The following is an 18,102-nucleotide window of genomic DNA, read 5'->3' as shown; positions in this document are numbered from 1 at the left end:
TAATTGTCACGTGAGAATATGCTTATCTTCAAACTAAACTGTTACTAATCCTAAACTATAAATGCCCTACTTTAAAAGAACCAACCTTATCTTTTGGATATCAACCACCTTTAATAGAACAAGACTCACTATATAAGCAGCAGTCCAGACTACTGAATTAATCATAATCTGTAATATCAAGGAATCCAATTGTAGATTAATGTTTTTTACCCCTAAATACAATATAAAACCCAAACTTGTAGGAATTACAAATGATTCAAACACTTTCATAGATTTCAAGCCCAAGATTTTATTATTAAAATACAAATAATAAAACAATACCTGTATAATAATATAAGCTAAATATCCCAAAACAGCCGAACCGACTCCGTACTTATTGGTCAATAAAGCATTAATAATCACGGACACTACACATGCAATAGCAGAGCTTAACACCAACATTCTTGTCTTTCCTGTAGCTAAAATTAAACTGGCCACTGGCGTATTATGCAAATACAAAGTTAATGTTAGAACCCATAAGCTAAGCCATTTAGCAAGATGAGAATATTCCGGACCCACATATAATAACAATAATTCATGAGCGCTTAAAACAACTGGAAAGCACAACAATGAAACCAATATACTGGTATATCTCGTTCCCTCGTACGCCATTTTTTCAATAGAAAGTCTGTTGTTTTCCTGAATGGCTTTTGATGTCTTCGGAAGAAAAATACTTGTAAGCATCCCACCTATGGAAATAATAAAAATGGGAAATACCTCAACCACTCTATATTCCGATAAAATGCCAACACCTTCATCGGAAAACATTCCTAAAATTATTGGACGAGATTGTGCTGCAGTATACTGGAATACGCTCATAGCCAAAATTGCCAACCCGTATTTAAATACAACAGCAAAATCTTTCAGGTATAGAGCCGGTAAAATACTACCAATTAATTTTCTTCTTTTACATAAATAAAAATAAGGAAGAATAATAGAAGTATTTACCGCCAGGTAAACTACGAAGTACTGAATCAAACTCCATTTAAACATAATTGTTGCCCCCACAACAACTAAACCCAAAACACTCTTCACAGAAGCAATCTGCTGGGTTTGAGCAATTTTCTCGTCGGCTATAAGCAACTGGTTGAACACAAAAGTCATCCAATTAATTACACTAAAAGCTACGAGGACATACAATAAATAACGAAAAATTTGGAACTCATCTTGGGTAACTTGAAATACACTAGCGCCCCATGTGCCTAAAGAAAACAAAACTGCGCTATTTATTAGGCTGATACCTAAATAAAAAGTTATATTAGTTTGTGCAGTACGGTGAAGCAAATCATATTTACCTGATGCAATCCATTGTGAAAAGAATTTGACGGCTCCAATATTTATGCCCATGTCCAGCAATGCCATATAAGCATTTGTAGCAATAGCCAATGTTAATAAACCATAATTTTCTTTTCCGAAATAACTTAAAAGCAGGGGAATAGTCAAAAATTTAACTCCTGCATCCAATAATTTGGAAATAGCCCCCCAGGCAAATGAAATGGCTATATACTTAACTGTCGACTTAGGCTTTGCCACTCGCGATTAGTTCCAATTTATCAATGTGTTTAATCAGTGTGTTTTTATCCCATAACCACCATTTGGTAGCTTCCAACTTTTCAATGATATCATCTGAGAAACGCATTCTTATCAGTTTCGCAGGGTTACCTGCAACAATAGCATAAGCAGGCACATCCTTAGTTACAACTGATCCGGCACCAACAATAGCCCCATTGCCAATTTGATTCACAGAAGGTAAAACAATCGCCAATTCACCTATCCAAACATCATGTCCTATAGTTAGTGGTGGCCTGCTTACCATATCACGTGGTGCATATCCAACAACAGGATTATACAACAAGGGATGGGTGGTAAATGAATTTTGGGGATGGTTCGCTCTAAATATCCGAATATTCGGAGCAATTGAGCAATAATTTCCAAAATCTACTCCGCCAGGTATATTTTGAGAGGCAAAACATCCACCGTATGAACCATATCCAATATTGATATTGTAGTCCCGTTTGTAAATTTCACGAAGCTCCTTTGAAAACATTCTTCCATTGCTAAACTTAGCAATATAAAATTCTATGAAATATCTAATCTTTAATGATTTAGAAGCTCTGCATCTAACAAATATCAATACTTTTAGAATTATATACCTCATCTTTTATCGATTAGAATTCTTTTTAAAGTTCCAATGAATTCCCGAAATCCACTTGCTATTGATTTGGAAAAAAGATTATTCCAAATCCTCATTCCCTTAAAATTGAGTAATATACCTTTGCCAATTATTGTGGCAAGCACCCGTGAACCAACGACCGATCTTCTTATATATTGATAAGGCTGCATACTTCTGATCTTTTCCATTGGCAGGGTTTGTAAAACGACCTGCTCTTCATGTTGCATTGCTCGCAATAGATCTACAGCTCTAGATGTTCTAAGCAATATAAGACTTTGACCCTCTCTTTCTGCAAAATCAGGATAACCATCTTTGGTCTCCCAAGCATCCCCGGCAGCTAAATCTGCTTGCAAACCAATTCCATCAGGGCAAATTTTACATCTGAAATGTAATTTCTTTCCTAACTTCTTACCCCATGAATCGTTATATGACATTTGGAATTTATTCCCATTAGCATCAAGAAAAGAAAAAAAACCAGGCCATCCGTTACCCCTATATGCCAAATCACGCACAGGATGTCTTACCTGATCAAAAGTATCGATAACATCTTGGGTCGCATGAAATGAGGGTATGCCTGCACAAATAATTGACACAAAGAACTTGAATCTCTCCTTGAATTGAGGATATTCATTTAAAAAATTCTTCAGACCTGATATATCACATGGCTTACCGATAAAAAGATAGCGATCCTCACTGCCCAGCAAGACATCAAGGATACCTTTAAAAACGGAAGACGGTGCATATCGTGAAGCCGAACATGCTAAAACTTCGTCTCTAGTTTTAGATACTCTCAAACAATTCCGCCGATAGTCAGTAAAATCACCTCCCACCTGTAGAACAGCATCAACGGTGTCGTTCTCTAATAAAAAAATGGCCACCGCACTTATAATCCCACCTGAGGAACCTCTCGTTCTAATATGCTTACTTGTCGAGAACCCAGAATAGGATCCTAATACATTCCCCCATATTCTATCCTGCTTTCCAAAATGTTGATCGTTGACAATGTTAACTCCCGGACAGACGCGTAAGATTATATCCTCTTGTTCGACTTGGGACTTCGTGATGACGGGAGCTAAAAATCCATTGGATTGTTCCTGCATTACTGCACAATCTTTTCCAATAATAGCTTCACATAATCCGCACCCAATGCACAAGTCTTTTTCTACTATTTTACTGACAGTCATCACTATACCTCTAAAAATATTTTCAGTTCTTCCATTAATATATTATATTTAGGACCAATAATTCTATCAAAAGATTGCTCAATTTTATCGACTAAATGCCCTCGGTTTTCAAAAGAGTATTTCAGTCCATCCAAAAATTGCTTTTCATCTTGATTAATCAAATCCCCCATAAATGAATAATCTAAAGATTCAACAAACAACCCATTAAATTTCCGGCTATAGGCAACAGGATATACAGGAACTCCGCTAGAAAAAGCAGCTATGCACGCATGCATGCGCGCACCAGTAAAAAAATCAAGCCCGCTAATAAAATTTTTTGCTTGAACTGGATCTAGGAAGAAAGGGGCTATTGTTATTCTATCTGTATTATACTCTTCTTCAATACTAAGCGCAACCTCATAATCGTTTTCGATATGTGAGTTCAAATCAAGAACATGAGGAACCAAATGAATTTGAACATTCTGTTGAGAAAAAAAGTAATCTATCACTGCCCTCATTAGCTGAGCATAATCCACTTTAAAACCAAATTGATTATTTTTAGTATAACCACCATGCCACATTAATGATGAGATATTTAATCCTACATTAATTTTTCCATTTGAAAACACCCTTTTTGTGTACGGCATAAAGAAAGCCATATCAGTCAATTCCTTCACTCTCTTCTGTAAAGTATTATTTATCACATAATCATAACTTAATCGATCCCTTGCCATCACTACACTGCTTTTCTCAATACTTTTCTTAGCCTCCTTGGCTAATAGCACGTTCTTGAAAGGTCCAATTGTCTGCGGCAATAACATTATTTTTTTACCCAAAAGACGAAATAACTTCTTTGGAGTATTTATGTTGATAAATCGCTGTTCTCCATATATGTCTGAAAAGCTATCCCCCTCTCCAATATCCAAAACGAAATTGGTATTATTTATAATATTGTGGGACAAAAGAAAAGAAAATGCAAACTTAATAGTTCCTTTAATTCCTTTATCCACCAAAAAGGGGAACTGGGTAAACCGAATTATCGAATCTCCTACGCAAATTGAACCTTGAACTATTCGCTTTGATTTGCCCACGATGCATATATTAAATGAAGTCCCAGTATCCTTAGAGATCTTATCTAATAAAAATAATGTCGAATATGCCAACGCACCAACGCCTCTGTTTCCGCTAAAGGGGTTTATTCCAAGTACTATTATGTTTTTTGCCATCCTCTCTATTTAATCTTAACTCAATTTTATTTTAACCCTTGCCATATCCAAAAATTCAAAAAGAAGATGCTTGTAAATTTGTCCTACTTGCCGATTCCTTGGTAATGGAATCCAATGGTCCCGAGCATTCTGCCATTACTAACATTCCGCCCATCAAAAACAAACGCCGGCTTCTTCATACCCTCAAAAACCTTTTGCCAATCATAGGTTTTAAACTCGTCCCACTCAGTCAACACAGCAACAGCATGTGCATCGTCCATAGCCTCGTAAGGATCGTTGACAACTTTCACCAAACGACGGTTTTCATCCTCTGAACGGGTGTTGAGGTAATCCAGGTCGGCGTATATCTGTTCGGCTTTGACTTTGGGGTCGTACACCCATAATTCGGCTTGTTCGTTAAGGAGGTAGTCTGCCACGTAGATAGCGGCTGATTCGCGGGTGTCGTTGGTGTCTTTTTTGAAGGCCCAGCCGAGCATGGCGATTTTTTTGCCGCTGACGGTGTTGAAGAGTTTTTGAACGATGTTTTCGGCGAATCGGCGCTTCTGGTAGTCGTTCATTTTGATGACTTGTTCCCAGTAGTCGGCGACTTCAGTGAGGCCATAACTCTGAGCGATATAAACGAGGTTCAGGATGTCTTTCTGGAAGCAGGAACCGCCGAAACCGACGGAGGATTTCAGAAATTTGGGGCCTATGCGACTGTCCATGCCGATGGCTCTGGCGATTTCATCGACATCTGCGCCGCTTTTTTCGCACAGGGCGGAAATGGCATTGATGGAGGAGACGCGCTGGGCCAAAAAGGCGTTGGCGGTGAGTTTGGAAAGCTCAGACGACCAAACATTGGTGGTCAGGATGCGATCGCGATCGACCCATCCGGCGTAGATGTCGGCTAAGGCGTTCAGGGCACGCTGTCCGGCTTCATCCTGTCCCCCACCTATCAGTACGCGGTCGGGCTTATGCAAATCTTGCACGGCGGTGCCTTCTGCCAGAAATTCAGGGTTGGACAGTACCTGAAAATTCAGGTCTTTGCCTTCGGCGTTGAGGATGGTGCGGATGGACTGGGCGGTACGAACAGGCAAGGTTGATTTCTCGACCACAATCTTATCGCTCTTGGCCACCCGGGCAATTTGACGGGCGCACAGTTCTACATATTTTAAATCAGCGGCCATGCCTTTGCCGATACCGTAGGTTTTGGTGGGGGTGTTCACAGAAATGAAGACCATCTCGGCGGCATCAATGGCGTCCTCCACATCGGTGCTGAAAAAGAGGTTTCGGCCACGTGCTTCGGCCACGACTTCCTTGAGTCCCGGCTCGTAGATGGGTAAATTATCTAAATTGGGATCGTTCCAGGCGGCTATGCGCTGCTCGTTCATATCCACAACGGTGACTTTGATACCGGGGCATTTTTGGGCGATGACGGCCATGGTGGGGCCACCTACGTAACCTGCGCCTATGCAGGCTATACTTTTTATTGCAATTGGTGCTGTCATAATGCTAAATAATATCTCTTGCAATCAAGGAAGAGAATGCAAGAAGGTTGAGTACTGGTATATAATAAAGCTATTCTTTGTATGCTGCAAACTGCACTTTCATATTCCCCCATATCATTCGCCCAAACAACAGTCCCAGCCCTAAAAATCCCCCAAGAAATACAGAGACGATCAAAATCATCTTCTTTTTGGGAGCACTCTTCTCATCGGGGACGACGGCGGGTTGTATGATTTTGACGACGGGGGTTTCTTCCTGTAGCTTGAGTTTGCTTTGTTCGAGCTGACGGGCCAAGGTATTATACACATTGAAGGCCAAATCGTACTCGCTTTGCAAGCGCTGTTCGTGGGTCTGGGCCAAGGCGGTGAGTTGTCCGTGACTGCCATCCCGGTACCGGGCCAGGGTTTCCTGGGCCGCTTCGAAACGGTCAGAAGCTTCAGCGTAGCGCTCTTCTACAAACTCAAGGTCTTCACGTACTTTATCGGTCTTGTAGCTGATAACGTATTCCGACAACAGCTCTGAGACGCGGTTGGCCACTTCTGCGGAGAGGCTGGCGGTGGGCATCTCTACGGTAACGGTGATCATACCGGTTTGCTTGCCCATTTCAAAGGTAATGCTGTTTCCAAGCCATTCCAACGTTTCACGTTCTTCTTGGGTCAAGCGAACCACCTTGCTTTCGCCGTCTACCGTCTGCACCACTTCTTCTGTCTCACCTTTCAGGGCATTAATTACAACGAAGGGCAGACCAATGGTGTATTTGGTGATGTAGGACAACAGGGATGTTTCCCGATGCTCTGTATAATAGGTATGGAGACTCAACCTTCCCACTTCGGGGAAGCTGGTCTCGTACTGCATCAGCATTTGCAAAAACGGGACGCTTTGAATGATTTCCGGATAATAGTCGGTGGGGATGCCACCATCCTCCACTTGTGCCGATAAATTACCCAGGCCAAACTGGGAGGCCAGACCTCCCAAGGCACCCAAACTACTGCTTTTATTGCTCTCAGGAATGAGTTTAACGGTAGAGGTGTATTTTTCTGGACTGGTGAAGGCCACTACGAGTCCCAAAACGACAAATACACCAATCACTTTTAATATCAGCCAGCGGCCGTTCCAGATATGGAGCATCAAGGCGACCAAATCAATTTCATCGTCCTGGATGATGGGGGGAGTCGATGCTTTATCGGTAACGGGGTCTTGAGTTGTCTGAGTCATTGTATCAAAAATAAATTACTGGACTAGAAACGGGACATGGCGGTGATGACAACGGCGGCCATGGATACCACGGAACTTAATATGGTGATGCGTTCGCCGGGCGTCATAGGGGGTCGTTCGATTTTTTGCGGCACTACGATCTCTGCGCCTGGCTCAATTTTCGGAGAGGCACTAAAAAACAGAAAGTTGTTGCGGGTTTCCACATCACCGTTGGCATAGACCACATAGGCTTTTCGTCGGCGGGCATTCTGGCATAGCCGCCAGAACCATCCACATAGTATTTCATGCGCTTCCATTTGTCGTAACGGATTTCAGAATCGCGCAGTACGCCGCCGGACACCCGGACGGTCTGCAATTCGGTAGGAATGCGTACCACATCACCGGGGCGCAGGAAAAGATCATCATCGTACCGGGATTTTTTATGATCTCCGGCATATTGATGCCGATGAAATTCTGTACATCGCCCTCTTTATCGATCACCAAATGAGCACCCAGCTCAACGTCGGTGTCCACGCGCTCCAGCTGCTTGTGCGAACGCAACATGGTGGCGCCCTTGGCGTAAGCCTCGTCGGTCAATCCCCCGGCCCGTCGGATTAAATCAGAAATACGCTCATTGCGGTCGCTCAGGGTATATTCACCGGGAAACATGACTTGTCCCTCAATGCGAATTTTATCCTGTACGTGGTAGTCGGGTCGCGCCCGAACATACACCTGATCGAAGGGCTTCAATTCAAAGCGCTTGGCTGAACCGGCCAGCGACAAGTCTCTTTCCACCCCAAAGACAAAGATTTCGGCCAATTCAGAGCCTCTTTGGTCGGGCAAGGCTTCACCCAAAATGCGTCGGTTGACTTCAATTCTGGCTTCAGAGGCCGAGCTCAAAAAGCCATCGGCCATCAAAATCAGATCTTCGAGGGTCATTCCCTGTCGGTACTGGTAACGGCCTCTTTCCCTGACTTCGCCACCCAGGGACACGGTCATCTCTTCGCGCATTTCGTGAATGCTTTTTATGATGACCTGATCTTCGGGCTGAAGTTGGATATCGTAACTGTCTGGACTATTTAGCACCTGATCGACATTGAAGGAAACAATGCTGTAGTCGAAATTTTCGGTGAGACGGTTGATCACGGCGCGCGACCGGAACACATCCGGCTTGACGCCATCCGCCATGGCGATTAGCTCAGAGAGCATCATGCCTTCGGTCAGTTCAAAATCACCAGGGCGCCATACGGCACCGCTGATGCTTACCCTATTGGCAAAACGGTCCAATATGCGATCGACTTCAATAACGTCCCCATTATAGAGTGGAAAGTTGTTGAAATCGGATTGCTCAACGGTGAGCATTTTAAATTCCTTCTCGGTATTTCGCTTAACCCGGACTTGTCCGGTATAGGCCTCATCGGTATAATCTCCTGTGAATTCAATCAATTGTGCCAGCGTCTCCTCATCAGTTATCTCGTAGAGGCCGGGTCGACGGACCTGTCCACTCACCTCTACCCGGTTCTGTATGGTAGCCACCCGAATCACATCCTGATCTTGCAGGCTTACATTGTTGGTCTGGTCGCCCCGTAACAACAAATCATAAATATCGAGTGTTTTCAGAATGGTATTGTTGCGTATGATCTCTACCTGACGGAAGGAACCAATGCGGTTGGGTCCACCCGCTTTATATAAAGCATTAAATACGGTGGCCAGGGAAGAGACGGTATAGGTGCCGGGGGTCTCTACTTCGCCGATAACCGTCACCTGAATGCTACGAACGCGGCCCAGACTCACCCGCGCGAAGGTATTCTGACCAGCTTCTCCGGGACGTAGTCCACGGTACAGTTGTTTCAAATTTTCTATAATGCGACGGTCGGCCTCCTCAATGGTCAGACCATGCACATAAATGGGTCCAAGGTTATCAATGGTAACGGTGCCTTCCGGACCAACTTCCAATTGATGCAGATTGCTGGTAGCCCCCCAGATATCGACCACGAGCTCGTCGCCGGGTCCCAATACATAATTGACGGGTGTGGGGATGTTCATGGCAGGTTCAAAGCTTTGATCGCCCCCCCGAAACAAGGACCGTCCAAAAATCATGGGTCCGTCCTGGGTGGCAGCAGAAGCATGAGCCGGTATTGGTTCAATAGGTTGATAGCTCACAGTATCATCTCTTAACACGGGGCCACCATTGGTTGGCGTGTTGGACTCTGTTTGTAATTGCTGCGCCCTTTGCATCAACTGAGCGGCTACAGAAGGCGATAGACCACGGGCTTTGGCCATCTCCATGGCTTGCGTATGGGATATTCCCTCTTTTTCTCCGCGCTGGATGAAGGATTTCAGTTGGGCATCACTAATGTCGGCCGACCTGACACGGGATAAATCCGTGTCGCCCAAGCCTTGGGCATAGACTTCAGTGGATAAAAACATCAGAAAGCCCAGAAACAGATAATAAAAGAGCTTGTGAACCTTCAGGTTACTTTTATTGTTTCTACTAATCATATGAATGGTGAAGTTAAGATTGTCAATTTTTCGATGCAAAGCTATATATTATTAGCCACTTGTGCTGTATATCAAGAAGTTACATTATAACTTTTTCACGCCTTCGGCACTGTCAGTCCCTTCAGGGCTGCAAATGTAGCCAAAAAAAGTGCCAAAAAGGAATTAAAAAACCTCTTGTTAAGGCTTTTTAAGGCATTCAGAACCGCGCAAAAAGCAAAGACCATGCTTTTCAACTATTTAACCCAAAAAGTCTAAGTGTTCAAATCACAAAAAGACAGTTACCCCCATAACGAAAAAACGGAAAGAGGGTTTCACAAATTATGTGAAACCCTCTTTTTTTTGTGCTATAGCCGCACGGGCTGATACTTTTTTCTGCAGCAAAAAAAAGTATCAAAAAATGCCGCCGCTGCTGAAAAATAGCTAAAAAACCTGTAATTCACCTAAAATCTGCGAACTCGCTTCGCTCAAACAGCGCAGATTTTTTACGCTGAATCCCTTCTTTTTTTTAACGCGATTTTTCAAAGGCGGAAAGCCCAATTAGAAGAAAAACTTCGCTAAGAAGAGCAGCGCCAAAATATACATCACCAGTGAAACTTCTTTATGTTTGCCCGTCAATAATTTGAGCAGAACATACGACAACATACCAAATACGATACCTTCGGCAATGCTATAGGCCAGGGGCATCATGATAACGGTAAGGAATACCGGAATGGATTCGGTGTAGTCGTCGAAGTTGATTTTAAGAATGGGCGACAACATAAAGGAACCGACCAAAATAAGTGCTGGAGCCGTGGCTGCGCCGGGCACCATCAGGAAGATGGGGGCGAAAAACAGGGCCAAAGCAAACATACCCGCGGTGGACAGGGCGGTGAGACCGGTGCGGCCGCCTTCGGCGACGCCGGAGGCGCTTTCCACATAGGTGGTAACGGTGGAGGTTCCCAACATGGAACCGACGGTGGTACCCACGGCATCGGCAAAAAGGGCCTGCTTGACGCGTGGCAATTTGCCATTCTTGTCGATCATATTGCTTTGGAAGCGACGCCTACCAGGGTGCCAACAGTATCGAACAAGTCCACAAACAAGAAGGTGATCAGCACGACCAGCATGTCGGTGGTGAATATCTCACTGAAGGCAAACTTGAAGAAAATGGGCTCCAATGAAGGGGGCAGACTCACCCAACTGCCGGTGGGCAGATTGGTCACACCCAATGGAATACCGACGATGGCAGAGGCAAAGATACCGATGAGCAGAGCGCCTTTGACTTTAAGCGCCAGCAGGACGCCGGAAACAATCAGACCAAAAAGGGCAATCCAAATGGTGTGTTCGGCCATATTACCCAGGGTGATCATGGTGGCGTCGCTTTTCACGATTAAACCGGCATTCTGCATACCAATAAAGGCGATGAACAGACCAATACCCGCTGATATGGCGTGTTTGATGTTCATCGGAATGGCATTGACAATAACCTCACGAATGTTGAAGGCGGTCAATAGTAAGAAAATGATACCTTCCAGGAATACGGCTGTCAGCGCAAACTGCCAGCTGTGACCCATGGCCAAAACAACGGTGAAGGCAAAGAAAGCATTCAGTCCCATACCCGGCGCCAGCGCAAAGGGCAACTTGGCCCAGAGGGCCATCACCAGTGTGGCGACGACGGCCGACAAGGCGGTGGCGGTAAATACGGCATCGGCGTCCATGCCGGTGGCCGACAAGATGCCGGGATTGACGGCCAGAATATAGGCCATGGTCATAAACGTGGTAATACCGGCGATGATCTCGGTACGTACCGTGGTTTTATTTTCCTTTAACTTGAAGAATTTATCTAACATATGGTTGGCTTATTGCTCGATTAGAAATTCCATTTAACGGCGAGGGTTGGGCAAACCTTAAATCCTTCGACTGTAAAATTATTGGCTAATTCAATTTCAGTACCGGCAGAGAAATGTTGACCAAAATTATACCACAACTGTGGCTCAGTAAGGAATACATAGTCGGTAGTATTTGCTCCCCAACCAATCTCTTGCTTCCAGAAATCAGCAAATCCGGAAAAGGTAACTTTACCTTCCAACAGCTGAAGCGCCCATACACCAGTTAATTGAAATCCATTTTGTGCATCGCCGCCTTCGGGTGCTTTAATGTGCTTAAACAATCCTTGCAAGGTGAAGATTTTTGAATAGTCAGCGTTGTTCCATGTATATTGTGCACCGGTTAACCAGGCATCATTAATATAGGTTCCGCCATTGTATTCAATTTGAGCAGCCCATGGAGAATCCCAGAACTTTAGAGCACGGCTAATTTCCATGTAAGCAAAGGAAACGGAATTTCCAAAATCGGCATTGTAGTCAAAATCTACAAAAATGAAAGTACTTCCCCATTGGTCGGGCTTAAACATTTCGAAGGTGGTGGTCACATAATTACGATCTTCCCCCATGTCGTAATGCACTTGTAAATTCTGTGCGCTGACAAATCCAAAGGCACACACCAATAATAAAACCGCAGAAAACTTTTTCATTGTAATACGTTTAGTTTTAGTTAGTAACAATAATAACTTGTAGGTTGGACAGTTAAATTGCGCGCAAAAATAAGTAAAAATCCATTCGCAGCTATTAATTTTTGTCAGTAAGGGCTAAAAAAGAATCAATCTAATAAGTTTTTTATCAACCAATTGGATTTGAAACTGTTTATCAATGATAGGAACCCAAACATGAAAACAATGTCACAATCAAAGACTTATCTTATTACCGGCGCCAGTTCGGGACTGGGTCACGCGGTGGCCCAAAGAATATTACTCAACAATGAAAAGGTTTTTCTGGTGGCCAGAAGGGCCGATGAATTGGAAGCCCTGCAGGATGCCTATCCCTCATTGGTCCGTTACCGAACGGGCGATTTGACGGATTCGGCTTTCATTGATGAGCTGGTGACCGAGCTGCCCCACCCTCTGGCGGGGGCTTTTATAAATGCAGGGGGACCACCGGCGGGGCGATTGGAGGAACTTTCTATGGCGGATTGGGATGCGGCCTACCAATTGGTGATTCGGTGGAAGGTACAGCTCACGCAACAACTACTTCCCATGTTTAAAGAGAATCAATATGGTCGTCTGCTATTCAGTGAGAGCACTTCGGTGACCCGACCAGTGGAGAATCTGGGTCTGAGCAATTCTTTACGCATGGCCATGGTGGGCTACGTCAAAACACTGGTCCAGGAGCAGGCCAACTCGGCATAACCTTCAATATTCTGGCGCCCGGTTTTCATGAGACCAAACGGTAGAGGGCTTGCTTGAGAAACTGAGTGAGCAGCGCCAGATCAGCACCAACGCAGCCAAAAAATCCATTGTGGAAAAAATCCCCACCGGCGCTATGGGACAGCCGCAGGATTTCGCTTCCCTGGCGGTATGGATATTGAGCGATGAGGCAGGCTTTCTGAACGGACAGGTGGTGAACCTGGAAGGCGGCACAAGTGTGTAAAAGTGTGATTTAAGGGCTGCCCTCTATCTATTGTGGATTAATCGTCGTAAATTGTAAGAAACAGGTTTTTAACCAGACACGCGCCTTTGAGAAGGCCCGATTTTAAATGAACGGGTTTGGCATCATCAGTCCGTGAAGTTGAGCACCAAACTTTAACTAATTATTTACGTGAGAAAGATAAATCCGGCCTATAAAAAATATGTCAAACTGCCCAATGTCAAGCTGCCCAACGTCAAGCAAAAGGCCATAAAGCTGAGCGATAAAACCATTGAAAAGAAAGAGCTGGCAACCATCTTCTTTTCAGAATTGGGTGAGTTTTTCTTGTTTCTGTTCAACACTTTCAAAGAGACCTTTTCGCGCGAGTTTGAATTCAAGGAATTCCTGCGTCAGTGCTTCCAAATTGGTAACAGAACACTTCCGCTCATTTCGGTGACGGGCGTGGTGATCGGATTGGTTCTGACCATACAGTCGCGACCGGTGCTGGCCGAATTTGGTGCGGTGTCCATGCTGCCCGGCATGGTGGCGGTGTCCATTATCCGGGAGATGGGACCGGTGGTCACAGCGCTTATTTGTGCCGGCAGAATTGGTTCGGGCATGGGAGCGGAACTGGGATCAATGAAGGTAACGGAACAGATTGACGCCATGGAGGTGTCTTCGACCAACCCCATGCGCTTTCTGGTGGTAACGAGGGTTCTGGCGGCCACCCTGATGATTCCTATCCTGGTGCTTTATGCCGATGCCCTGGGGATTCTGGGAAGTTGGGCGGGCGCGAATATCAAAGGGGATGTTCCCTTTGTGCTTTTCATCTCTCAGGCTTTTGCAGCCATTGGCTTTGATGATTTACTGCCTGCCGTGGCGAAGACCATTTTCTTTGGGGCAGCTATTGGACTGGTGGGTTGCTATAAGGGCTATACGGCCGGACGGGGAACGGAAAGTGTGGGAAAAGCGGCGACTTCTGCGGTGGTGCTCTCTTCTTTGTTTGTGATTCTTATCGATTTGATTGCTGTACAGATTACTGATATGCTTTAACTATGGATAATATAATGACGGTCGGGAATGAAACTTCTGGCGCCGATCCGGTGATGGATCGGGAACACATTCTTGAAATTGACCATCTCGCTAAGGCCTTCGGGAGCCTTGACGTACTCAATAATTTATCGCTCAAACTATACAATGGGGAGAATCTGGTTGTGCTGGGAAAATCCGGCTCTGGGAAATCGGTTCTGATCAAATGCATTGTGCGCTTGTTGACGCCGGATCAGGGAACAATCAAGGTGTTTGGAGAGAATGTGAACGACCTGACGGATAAAGGTCTGGAGGAAATGCGTGAGAAAATCGGCTTTCTGTTTCAAAGCGGTGCCTTGTATGATTCCATGACGGTGAAGGAGAACCTGGAGTTTCCGCTGAAAAGAATAAAGAAGGGACTTTCGCGAAAGGAAATCGACGCCAAGGTGGAAGAAGTTCTGGATAACGTAGGACTGGGCCAAACCTTAAACAAAATGCCCTCGGAGTTATCGGGCGGCATGCGCAAAAGGGTGAGTCTGGCCCGCACCATCATTGTGGATCCCATGATCATGCTCTATGATGAACCGACCACCGGACTGGATCCGGTGACCTCGGATGAAATCAGTGAACTCATCAATGAGGTGAAGGCGAAATATAAAACATCCTCCATCATCATTACGCACGACATTGAATGTGCCAAGCAACGGCCGACCGCATCATCATGCTGCAAGACGGGGAAGTCTATATGGAAGGGAGCATAGAGGAATTCAACACCTCGGCGGATCCCTTGATCAAATCATTTTTTAAATGATTTTTGTTTAGTGTGGCGCCTTCTAGACAAAAATATCCAAACACACCGTTTTACAATGGGCAATAATTAGACTTTATTCAATATACTATGGATACACATTCACAAAATTTCAAAGTCCGTCTGGGACTCTTTATAGCGGGTGGGCTGACCATTTTCGTCATTGCCATCTTCATCATTGGCAAGCAGCAGAATCTGTTCAACCCGGTTTTTAAGGTGACGACTAATTTCTTTAACGTGAGCGGTTTGCAGGTGGGCAACAACGTTCGCTTCTCGGGCATCAATGTCGGCACAGTGGATAACATTAAAATCATCAATGATTCAACGGTGCAGGTGGACCTGCTCATCAGAAAAAATGTGCAGCAGTTTATCAAGTCGGACAGCGAAGCCACCATCACCTCGGAAGGCATTATTGGCGACCGGGTGGTCATGGTTACACAGGGGACTTTCGAGGCACCGATGGCCCGGGATGGACAGATTATATCATCCATTGAGCCCATTGAAACCGATGCCATTATCGCCAGTCTGCAATCCTCATCCGCTGATGCCGAGGTTATTACCAGGCAGTTGGCCGAAATCATGGTCAATATCAACACCGGTCAAGGGGTGATTGGCCGCTTGATTCAGGATTCCACCATGGCAGAAAACATCAATCTGACCATCGCCAACTTAAAGAAGAGTTCGGAAGGCATTGATGAAACCATTGAGATGACCAGGGTCAATCTCTTTGAATTCATGGAGAAACTGCAGCTCACTGTGGCCACTACAGAGACGGCGACAGTGGCCCTGGGGGAAATCATGACTAAAATTAACAGTGGGGAGGAAACCCTGGGAATGCTGATACAGGATACGACGGTGTCGAACACGCTCAACCGGACTTTAATCAATCTGGAACAGAGTTCGGAAAAGCTGGATGAGAACATGGAAGCCCTTCAGCACAATTTCTTGTTCCGAAGGTATTTCCGGAAAAAGGCCGAAGGGAAAATCGAAGATAAGGAAGCGGACCAGGAAGCGGCTCAGGAGTGAATAAAAAACACGTTGATATAGGATCCCCTGGAAAACAAGAAACGATGTGGCTCAAAACTGTGATTCTTCTGTTGGGCATTTCATTCCTATACCATGATTATGCGCTGGCACAGGAGAAGCCCCGTTACGAGAACATCGAATCTTATTCGACCAGCAGCCGGTTTACGCAGTTCATGTACCGACTGTTTTATAAACCCATTGCATCCACGCCCGTCCCGACCGACTCGGTGGTGCGGCCCCCAAAAGCACCTTACAGTGCTTTTGAAGGGAAAACTATCCGGAACATCGACATCACCACCCTCGATCCTTTTGGCTATTCGCTGGGCGATACAGCCGCTGCCACCACCGGTTTCTTATCCACCCTGGGTAATCGCTTTCACATAACCACCCGGGAATCCATCCTGCGGCACCTGTTGTTGATGAAAGAAGACCAGGTCTTTGACTCTTTACTGGTTCGGGAGTCGGAGCGACTGGTCCGTACCGGCAAGCACCTGACAGATGTGGCTTTGTGGGTGAAAGCAGGTCCTGAGAATGCCGACTCGGTAGATATATCCATTCGCCAACTGGATAAATGGAGCATTCTGCCCGGTGGTACTTTTAACGATGAGCTATGGTCCTTTCGTCTGGGGGACGACAACTTCCTGGGGCTTGGTCATTCCTTCCAAAACGAAATCATTCGTAACCGCCCCTCGGGGGAATACGACTTCACCACCAAATATCACATTCCCAACATCCATAACACCTTCATCCATTCCACGCTGATGTATGGCAGCTCTCAGGACGGCAACTATGTTCGAAGTGTGGCCCTGGAACGCCCTTTCATTACGCCGTTTATGGAATAGGGTGCGGGAATAGCCATTTCGCAGATAGCGGAAAATGATTCGGCCCGACAAGGTGCTTACCGGCCTTACAGCTATAATTCGCAGGACTTCTGGGCGGGTAAGGCGACGCGCATTTTTAAAAGCGATTCGGAATACGACCGAACAACCAAACTGATCACATCCCTGCGCTTTAACCGCATCCGCTACCTCGAAAAGCCGCCGGCAACGGTAGATACCCACCGCTATTTTGCAGATGAGAATTTTTACCTGGCTACCATGGGTCTGTCCACCCGCCGCTATGTCCGGGAAAAGTACCTGTTCAATTTTGGCTTAACCGAATATGTGGCCACCGGCAGAATAATTGCGCTCACAAGTGGATATAGGGAGAAAAACGAAATGGGCATGTTCTATTATGGGGCCCAATTTTCAACAGGCAAATACCGTCCGTGGGGCTATTTTAGCTACAACCTGGAATTGGGTTCCTTCATGCATGAAGGGCAGGCCGAGGAAGGTGTTCTGAGGGTGGGACTGGACTATTTCACAGAACTGGTGGAATGGGGCCCTTGGAAGCTTCGGCAGTTTGTTAAGCCGGGTCTCACCATCGGCTTTAATCGCTATGGATACAACCGGCTGACCCTGAGTGACGATTATGGCATGGATGTTTTCGACAGTCCCATAATAGAAGGCAATAGCCGGCTATTGCTGACCACTCAAACACAAACGTATGCCCCCTGGGATTTTATCGGCTTCCACTTTGGCCCCTACCTCAATCTGTCCCTCGGTGTCATTGGCGATGCAGGCCATGGCCTTCAATCGGGCCGCTTGTATTCCAAAATTGGCCTGGGCGTGCTCATCAAAAATGACAACCTGGCCATGAATACCTTTCAACTATCCCTGGCCTACTACCCTGTTATTCCGGGATTGGACAACAATCAACTAAAGTTCAACCGCTTCAAAGTTTTGATTTTGGCCTGCCTGATTTTGAAATTGGGAAGCCGGGGAAGGTGGGGTGTTGGTAGGGGAAGGGTAAGAAGGGTTGATGGGGTAGATTGGGTAGGATGGGTTAAAAGGAGGGAAAGGGAGAGAGGGGTAGGAAGGGTGGATTGGGTAGGAAGGGTAGATGGGGTTGAGAGGGTTGGAAGGGTTGGTGGGGTATAAACGCAAAAAGAGGACACCAGAATTAACTGATGCCCTCT

18 protein-coding genes are annotated in these 18,102 nt (G+C 45.5%); 7 read left to right on the top strand and 11 right to left on the bottom strand.

Features of this window, described 5'->3' with window-relative positions; all coding sequences use genetic code 11:
- Positions 1–66: 66 nt before the first annotated feature.
- The 11 genes from JCM15548_RS16190 to JCM15548_RS16145 form a co-directional block, all read right to left on the bottom strand.
- Positions 67–1,572: an oligosaccharide flippase family protein gene (locus tag JCM15548_RS16190; protein WP_062127620.1), complete on the bottom strand. Its 1,506-nt coding sequence runs from the start codon at positions 1,570–1,572 to the stop codon at positions 67–69.
- Positions 1,559–2,197, bottom strand: a complete 639-nt coding sequence (locus tag JCM15548_RS16185; RefSeq protein ID WP_062127618.1) for a CatB-related O-acetyltransferase — start codon at positions 2,195–2,197, stop codon at positions 1,559–1,561. The genes JCM15548_RS16190 and JCM15548_RS16185 overlap by 14 nt, the downstream gene beginning before the upstream one ends.
- Positions 2,194–3,396, bottom strand: coding sequence for a Coenzyme F420 hydrogenase/dehydrogenase, beta subunit C-terminal domain (locus JCM15548_RS16180; RefSeq protein WP_062127616.1), 1,203 nt, complete (start codon positions 3,394–3,396; stop codon positions 2,194–2,196). Before JCM15548_RS16180 ends, JCM15548_RS16185 begins: the two co-directional genes overlap by 4 nt.
- A 2-nt stretch (positions 3,397–3,398) precedes the next feature.
- Positions 3,399–4,601 (bottom strand): polysaccharide pyruvyl transferase family protein, encoded by a 1,203-nt coding sequence (locus JCM15548_RS16175; RefSeq protein WP_062127614.1) that lies wholly within the window; start codon positions 4,599–4,601, stop codon positions 3,399–3,401.
- 83 nt (positions 4,602–4,684) lie between these two features.
- Positions 4,685–6,088 (bottom strand): UDP-glucose 6-dehydrogenase, encoded by a 1,404-nt coding sequence (locus JCM15548_RS16170; RefSeq protein WP_227625945.1) that lies wholly within the window; start codon positions 6,086–6,088, stop codon positions 4,685–4,687.
- Positions 6,089–6,158: 70 nt separating this feature from the next.
- Positions 6,159–7,301 (bottom strand): Wzz/FepE/Etk N-terminal domain-containing protein, encoded by a 1,143-nt coding sequence (locus tag JCM15548_RS16165; RefSeq protein ID WP_062127613.1) that lies wholly within the window; start codon positions 7,299–7,301, stop codon positions 6,159–6,161.
- A 23-nt stretch (positions 7,302–7,324) separates the two neighbouring features.
- Positions 7,325–7,597, bottom strand: coding sequence for a hypothetical protein (locus tag JCM15548_RS16160; protein ID WP_062127611.1), 273 nt, complete (start codon positions 7,595–7,597; stop codon positions 7,325–7,327).
- A complete protein-coding gene (locus JCM15548_RS16155; protein ID WP_062127607.1) occupies positions 7,584–9,782 on the bottom strand; it encodes an SLBB domain-containing protein in 2,199 nt (732 codons plus the stop codon). The genes JCM15548_RS16160 and JCM15548_RS16155 overlap by 14 nt, the downstream gene beginning before the upstream one ends.
- 537 nt (positions 9,783–10,319) lie before the next feature.
- Positions 10,320–10,805 (bottom strand): NCS2 family permease, encoded by a 486-nt coding sequence (locus JCM15548_RS26645; RefSeq protein ID WP_262487103.1) that lies wholly within the window; start codon positions 10,803–10,805, stop codon positions 10,320–10,322.
- Positions 10,802–11,611, bottom strand: coding sequence for an NCS2 family permease (locus JCM15548_RS26640; RefSeq protein WP_262487102.1), 810 nt, complete (start codon positions 11,609–11,611; stop codon positions 10,802–10,804). The genes JCM15548_RS26645 and JCM15548_RS26640 overlap by 4 nt, the downstream gene beginning before the upstream one ends.
- Before the next feature lie 20 nt (positions 11,612–11,631).
- Positions 11,632–12,294, bottom strand: coding sequence for a DUF5020 family protein (locus tag JCM15548_RS16145; protein ID WP_062127606.1), 663 nt, complete (start codon positions 12,292–12,294; stop codon positions 11,632–11,634).
- A gap of 201 nt (positions 12,295–12,495) precedes the next feature.
- Here JCM15548_RS16145 and JCM15548_RS16140 point away from each other — a divergent pair, with 201 nt between their 5' ends.
- From JCM15548_RS16140 to JCM15548_RS16110, 7 genes are all read left to right on the top strand, one after another.
- Positions 12,496–13,005, top strand: a complete 510-nt coding sequence (locus tag JCM15548_RS16140) for an SDR family NAD(P)-dependent oxidoreductase (protein WP_162198268.1) — start codon at positions 12,496–12,498, stop codon at positions 13,003–13,005.
- A gap of 49 nt (positions 13,006–13,054) precedes the next feature.
- Entirely contained in the window at positions 13,055–13,246 is a 192-nt protein-coding gene (locus tag JCM15548_RS25745) for an SDR family oxidoreductase (protein WP_062127604.1), read from the top strand.
- Between the two features lie 168 nt (positions 13,247–13,414).
- Entirely contained in the window at positions 13,415–14,275 is an 861-nt protein-coding gene (locus JCM15548_RS16130) for an MlaE family ABC transporter permease (protein WP_227625944.1), read from the top strand.
- A gap of 2 nt (positions 14,276–14,277) precedes the next feature.
- The gene (locus tag JCM15548_RS16125; RefSeq protein ID WP_227625943.1) at positions 14,278–15,012 is read left to right on the top strand and encodes an ABC transporter ATP-binding protein; all 735 of its coding nucleotides are present in this window, start codon (positions 14,278–14,280) and stop codon (positions 15,010–15,012) included.
- Positions 15,013–15,149: 137 nt separating this feature from the next.
- A complete protein-coding gene (locus JCM15548_RS16120; protein WP_062127603.1) occupies positions 15,150–16,085 on the top strand; it encodes an MlaD family protein in 936 nt (311 codons plus the stop codon).
- A 44-nt stretch (positions 16,086–16,129) separates the two neighbouring features.
- A complete protein-coding gene (locus JCM15548_RS16115) occupies positions 16,130–16,927 on the top strand; it encodes a hypothetical protein (RefSeq protein WP_062127602.1) in 798 nt (265 codons plus the stop codon).
- 255 nt (positions 16,928–17,182) lie between these two features.
- The gene (locus tag JCM15548_RS16110) at positions 17,183–18,064 is read left to right on the top strand and encodes a hypothetical protein (RefSeq protein ID WP_062127599.1); all 882 of its coding nucleotides are present in this window, start codon (positions 17,183–17,185) and stop codon (positions 18,062–18,064) included.
- Positions 18,065–18,102 lie beyond the last annotated feature (38 nt).

Source organism: Geofilum rubicundum JCM 15548, from assembly GCF_000974365.1.
Classification (GTDB): Bacteria; Bacteroidota; Bacteroidia; order Bacteroidales; family Marinilabiliaceae; genus Geofilum; species Geofilum rubicundum.
The sequence above is the reverse complement of the archived record's forward strand: the minus strand, read 5'-3'. Positions and strand labels throughout refer to the sequence as shown.

Excerpts from the sequence above, each read along its gene's own strand:
- JCM15548_RS16185 (WP_062127618.1), bottom strand. The coding sequence starts at position 2,197 with ATGAGGTATATAATTCTAAAAGTATTGATATTTGTTAGATGCAGAGCT.
- JCM15548_RS16180 (WP_062127616.1), bottom strand. The coding sequence starts at position 3,396 with ATGACTGTCAGTAAAATAGTAGAAAAAGACTTGTGCATTGGGTGCGGA.
- JCM15548_RS16175 (WP_062127614.1), bottom strand. The coding sequence starts at position 4,601 with ATGGCAAAAAACATAATAGTACTTGGAATAAACCCCTTTAGCGGAAAC.
- JCM15548_RS16170 (WP_227625945.1), bottom strand. The coding sequence starts at position 6,088 with ATGACAGCACCAATTGCAATAAAAAGTATAGCCTGCATAGGCGCAGGT.
- JCM15548_RS16165 (WP_062127613.1), bottom strand. The coding sequence starts at position 7,301 with ATGACTCAGACAACTCAAGACCCCGTTACCGATAAAGCATCGACTCCC.
- JCM15548_RS16160 (WP_062127611.1), bottom strand. The coding sequence starts at position 7,597 with ATGGAAGCGCATGAAATACTATGTGGATGGTTCTGGCGGCTATGCCAG.
- JCM15548_RS16155 (WP_062127607.1), bottom strand. The coding sequence starts at position 9,782 with ATGATTAGTAGAAACAATAAAAGTAACCTGAAGGTTCACAAGCTCTTT.
- JCM15548_RS26645 (WP_262487103.1), bottom strand. The coding sequence starts at position 10,805 with ATGATCGACAAGAATGGCAAATTGCCACGCGTCAAGCAGGCCCTTTTT.
- JCM15548_RS26640 (WP_262487102.1), bottom strand. The coding sequence starts at position 11,611 with ATGTTAGATAAATTCTTCAAGTTAAAGGAAAATAAAACCACGGTACGT.
- JCM15548_RS16145 (WP_062127606.1), bottom strand. The coding sequence starts at position 12,294 with ATGAAAAAGTTTTCTGCGGTTTTATTATTGGTGTGTGCCTTTGGATTT.
- JCM15548_RS16140 (WP_162198268.1), top strand. The coding sequence starts at position 12,496 with ATGTCACAATCAAAGACTTATCTTATTACCGGCGCCAGTTCGGGACTG.
- JCM15548_RS16125 (WP_227625943.1), top strand. The coding sequence starts at position 14,278 with ATGGATAATATAATGACGGTCGGGAATGAAACTTCTGGCGCCGATCCG.
- JCM15548_RS16120 (WP_062127603.1), top strand. The coding sequence starts at position 15,150 with ATGGATACACATTCACAAAATTTCAAAGTCCGTCTGGGACTCTTTATA.
- JCM15548_RS16115 (WP_062127602.1), top strand. The coding sequence starts at position 16,130 with ATGTGGCTCAAAACTGTGATTCTTCTGTTGGGCATTTCATTCCTATAC.
- JCM15548_RS16110 (WP_062127599.1), top strand. The coding sequence starts at position 17,183 with ATGGGTCTGTCCACCCGCCGCTATGTCCGGGAAAAGTACCTGTTCAAT.